The organism is Arthrobacter sp. I3 (assembly GCF_000520575.1).
Lineage (GTDB): Bacteria > Actinomycetota > Actinomycetes > Actinomycetales > Micrococcaceae > Arthrobacter > Arthrobacter humicola_A.
In genome coordinates this window covers 128,156-132,424 of record NZ_KI914962.1, presented here as the reverse complement: position 1 = coordinate 132,424, position 4,269 = coordinate 128,156, and the positions used below count along the sequence as shown (strand labels likewise).

At 69.2% G+C, this 4,269-nt stretch carries 5 protein-coding genes; 3 read left to right on the top strand and 2 right to left on the bottom strand.

Annotation, left to right across the window (positions count from 1 at the left end):
- Both Y706_RS28470 and Y706_RS0120645 read right to left on the bottom strand, forming a co-directional pair.
- Positions 1–1,094: phosphoenolpyruvate carboxylase (locus Y706_RS28470; RefSeq protein WP_043436726.1), on the bottom strand; the 1,094-nt coding region annotated here is incomplete at its 3' end.
- 250 nt (positions 1,095–1,344) lie between these two features.
- Positions 1,345–2,025: an NADPH-dependent F420 reductase gene (locus Y706_RS0120645; protein ID WP_028278076.1), complete on the bottom strand. Its 681-nt coding sequence runs from the start codon at positions 2,023–2,025 to the stop codon at positions 1,345–1,347.
- Positions 2,026–2,190: 165 nt separating this feature from the next.
- On the opposite strand from Y706_RS0120645, the gene Y706_RS0120640 reads away from it, so the two are divergent.
- The 3 genes from Y706_RS0120640 to Y706_RS28465 form a co-directional block, all read left to right on the top strand.
- On the top strand, positions 2,191–3,207 hold the full coding sequence (locus Y706_RS0120640) for an aldo/keto reductase (RefSeq protein WP_028278075.1): 1,017 nt from the start codon (positions 2,191–2,193) through the stop codon (positions 3,205–3,207).
- Positions 3,204–3,797 (top strand): TetR/AcrR family transcriptional regulator, encoded by a 594-nt coding sequence (locus Y706_RS0120635; protein ID WP_028278074.1) that lies wholly within the window; start codon positions 3,204–3,206, stop codon positions 3,795–3,797. Before Y706_RS0120640 ends, Y706_RS0120635 begins: the two co-directional genes overlap by 4 nt.
- Positions 3,798–3,897: 100 nt before the next feature.
- A partial coding sequence (locus Y706_RS28465; RefSeq protein ID WP_043436724.1) for a TetR/AcrR family transcriptional regulator occupies positions 3,898–4,269 on the top strand: 372 nt, incomplete at its 3' end.

The window sequence follows — 4,269 nt, the reverse complement described above, 5'->3', positions numbered from 1 at the left end:
GCCGCGACCCGGCGGCCGGTGTTGATCAGCTTGGCCTTGATGCAGGTGAGTTTGAGCCGGTAGGGCTCCTGAGCGTTCAGCTCGAGGACGCGGCGGTCCAGGCCAGGCAGGTTCCCCAGGTCGACGTCGATCGAGTCCAGGAGCTCCTGGTCCGCCCCGGCCAGCGCGGTCGAGTTGGACAGGATGGAGATGAGCCCGTCGATCAGGCCGATGCTGATCCGCACGGCGTGCTGGTTCTGGATCTGGAGGATTTCGCGGGTGACGGCGGCCGTGACGTTGGGATTGCCGTCGCGGTCCCCGCCGATCCAGGAGCCGAAGCGGATTGGGGCCTTCTGCGGCGGCAGCGTGACGCCGTGCTCGGCAAGCAGCTCGGAGAGGTCCGAGAGCATTTCCGGCATGGCGTCGCTGAGGATGCCGGTGAGGTAATAGATGGCGTTCCGGGCCTCGTCCACGGGGGTGGGCCGGACCTGGCGGAGCTCGTCCGTCTGCCACATCTGGTCGATCACTTCGGACAGGTGGCGGTCCTGGCGGCGGCGCGCGGAGGTGCCCTCCGCCGTGGATTCGGACAGGATGTCCGAGAGCCGGCGGATTTTGTCCAGCACGGAGCGGCGGGAGGCCTCGGTGGGGTGTGCGGTGAAGATGGGGCGGACGTCGAGTTCGTTGACGACTTCCTGCAGCACGGAGTTGCCCGCCTGGTCCGCGATCTCCTCCACGGCTTTGGCGAGCCAGCCGTCCTTCTCCTGCCGGGTGCGCAGCCCGCGGACCCGGTGGACCTGCTCGGCGGCGTTCGCCAGGTGGAAGTAGAACGCGAAGGCGCGGACCAGGTCGGTGGCCTGCTCCAGCGGCAGGGAACCGAGCAGTTCGCGGACCTGGGCGACGACGTCGTACGAGCTCCACGGCCCGGTAGCGTCAGCGCCGCCGCGGGCGGCTTCCTTGGATTCCTTGGTCAGCAGGCGCACCTGCTCCACCAGGTCCAGCAGTTCGGGGCCGTGCTGGCGGACCAGGGATTCGCCGAGGAGGGTGGAGACCCGGCGGACATCAGCCCGGAGTTCGGCGGCAAGATCGGTGTCGGAATGCATTGCAGTGTCAGCCATGGAAACTATCTTTCGAGGGTTCGACTTGGCTCGTACACTGCGCTGGATACTGTGAGCCCGATTACTTCTTCCCATGGGATGTTACCCGCAGGCACTCCCTGCTGGAATTCCGTCTCAGATAGTGTCAGGCCCCGCCGCGCCGGCCCGACGCCCCTCCCCCACGGACCCCCCGGGACCCCAACCAGTTCGCAGCAGAGGCCGTTCCGAGCTCCCGGAACGGCCCCTGCTGCGGGCTTGGCGGGTGAAGGGGTTAGCGCGCGATCTTGAAGTTGAACTCGCCGGTGCCCAGCGCGCCCCAGATCCGCAGCCAGATCGGCAGGATCATTTCCGCACCGCGGGCACTCGTGATGTCGCCGAGATCGATCACGTCGCGGTGGCCGAAGCCCTTGAGGAGTTCCGTCACGGCCGCCTTGGCGCCGGCGTCGTCCCCGGAGACGAACACCGTGTGGTCACCGCCGGCCACCCGGGCCGGATCGACCATCACGGACGCGGTCATGGTGTTCAGCGTCTTCACCACCTTGGCCTCCGGGAAGGACCGCTGGATCTCTTCGCCGAGGCTGTCCGTGTTCACCGGGTTCAGCGACGGCGGCATGCCCTGCGAGAAGTCCAGCGGGTTGGCGATGTCCATGATGATCTTGCCGGCCAGGTTCGGGGTCCCGGCGGCGGCCAGCGCGGCCAGCGAGCCGGCGCCGTTGGTGGCATTGACGATCAGCTCGGCGCCGGATGCCGCGTCAGCAAACGCGGCGACGTCGACTCCGGCGTTTGCGGCGTGCCACTCGGCGAACGGCGCGGTGCCCATCATGTCCGGTTCGGTCCGGGCGAGCGTCGCCTGCGGGTCGCGGGTGCCGATCACGACGTCGTGCCCCAGCCCCGCCAGTGCGCCGGCAATCGTGCGCCCCACCATGCCGGTTCCCAGTACTGCAATCTTCATGGCGTCCTCATTCTGAAGTCGTGGAGTAGACAGGTTCGTCTACGTGTGGGCATGACGCTATCAGACAGACCTGTCTACGGCAATAAGCGCATGCCGACGCCTCGCCCGCCTTTTCTCAGCTGACAAAGTTTGAAATCTGTCAGCTGATTGTTGTATGGTCATGGCATGACAACTTCCACTCTCGGCACCCCCCGCACCCTGGGCTCCACCGGCCCCAGCACCGCCGCCATCGGCCTCGGCCTGATGGGCATGTCCGATCTTTACGGCCCCGCCGACGACGCCGAGAGCGTCGCCACGATCCAGGCCGCCCTCGACGCCGGCGTGACCCTGTTGGACACCGGCGACTTCTACGGCATGGGCCACAACGAAATGCTGCTGCGCGACGCGATCCGCGGCCGCCGGCGCGAGAGCGCCCAGATCAGCGTGAAGTTCGGCGTCCTGCGCGATGCCCGGGGCGGATGGAACGGCGTGGACACCCGTCCGGTGGCCATCAAGAACTTCCTGGCCTACACCCTCCGGCGCCTCGGCACCGACTACGTGGACATCTACCGGCCGGCCCGCCTGGATCCGTCCGTTCCGGTGGAAGAAACCGTGGGAGCACTGGCCGAGCTCGTGCAGCAGGGCCTGATCCGCCACATCGGCCTCTCAGAGGTCGGCGCCGACACCCTGCGCCGCGCCAACGCCGTCCACCCGGTCTCGGACCTCCAGATCGAGTACTCCCTCCTCTCCCGTGGCATCGAGCAGGACATCCTGCCGGTGGCCCGCGAGCTGGGCATCGGCATCACGGCATACGGCGTGCTGTCCCGCGGCCTGGTTTCCGGCCACTGGCCGGCCGCCGGAACTGGGAACCGGCGCGACTTCCGGGCCCACCTGCCCCGGTTCTCCGGCGAGAACCTGCAGCGGAACCTCGAGCTCGTCGAACGGCTCCGCGAAATCGCCGACCGCAAGGGCGCGACCGTCGCCCAGCTCGCCATCGCCTGGGTCCTGTCCCGCGGCGAGGACATCGTCCCCCTCGTTGGCGCCCGCCGTCGGGAACGGCTTTCCGAATCGCTGGGCGCGGTCGATCTGCTCCTCTCCGCCGAGGACCTGGCAGCTATCGAGGCCGCCGTCCCCGCCGACGCGGCCGCGGGCACCCGCTACGACGCCGGCCAGATGGCCATGCTCGACAGCGAACGCCGGTGACCCCTGTGGCCGCCGTCCTGACCGAGGAGCGCATCCTCGACGCCGCCGAAGACGTGCTGCGGCGCTTCGGACCGGCCAAGGCCACGGTCGTGGACGTCGCGAAGGCCCTGGGTGTCAGCCACGGCAGCGTCTACCGGCACTTTCCCACAAAGGTGGCGCTGCGGGACGCGGTGGCCCGGCGCTGGCTGGACCGCCTCGCGGAGCCTCTGGATCCTGCCCGCGATACGGAGGGCCCTGCCGCGGAACGCCTGCTCCGCTGGCTCGAACGCCTCGCGGCCATCAAGCAGGGCATGGCGCTGAACGATCCGGAGCTGTTTGCCACGTTCGGCCAGCTGACCGCCGAGGCGCGGGAAGTGGTGGCGGCCCACGTTGACCACCTGGCCGCAGCGCTGACCGAGATCATTGCCGACGGCGTCCGCAGCGGCGAATTCGCCGTCCCGGATCCGGTGCCGGCCGGCCGTGCCGTCCTGCACGCCACGGCGCGGTTCCACCACCCGCTGCACGCTTCGGAATGGTCGGACCCGGCCATCGGGGCCGAGCTGCGCGAGGTCTGGCGGCTGCTCGTGCGGGGTCTGGCCGCCCGCCCGTAGCCGCCGGATCAGGCGGAGGCGGGCCGGCGGTCCGTCGTTGACGAGCCACAGGGCGAATGACACTGCGGCGTAGACAGACTTGTCTGTGTACGATTGAGCCATGACCTCGCCAGCAGCCACCGCCGCCCCGGCTGCCCGCACCCCTGCCGGGCATGCCAGGGAGAAGATCCTGGCCACGGCCTTCCGGCTCTTCTACGCGCAGGGTTTCCGGGCCGCCGGCATCGACACGATCATCGCCGAGTCCGGCGTCGCGAAAGCCACGTTCTATAAGTACTTTCCGGCCAAGGACGACCTCATGCTGGCCTACCTGGAGAAGGTGGACGGCGTCTGGACCGGGCAGCTGCACGCCGCCGCCGAGGCCGCCGGCGAGGACCCGGCCGCGCAGCTCGTGGGCCTGTTCGATGCCCTGACAGCCGCCTGCCGGCGCGACGGCTACCGCGGCTGCGCCTTCATCAACGCGGCCGCCGAGTCG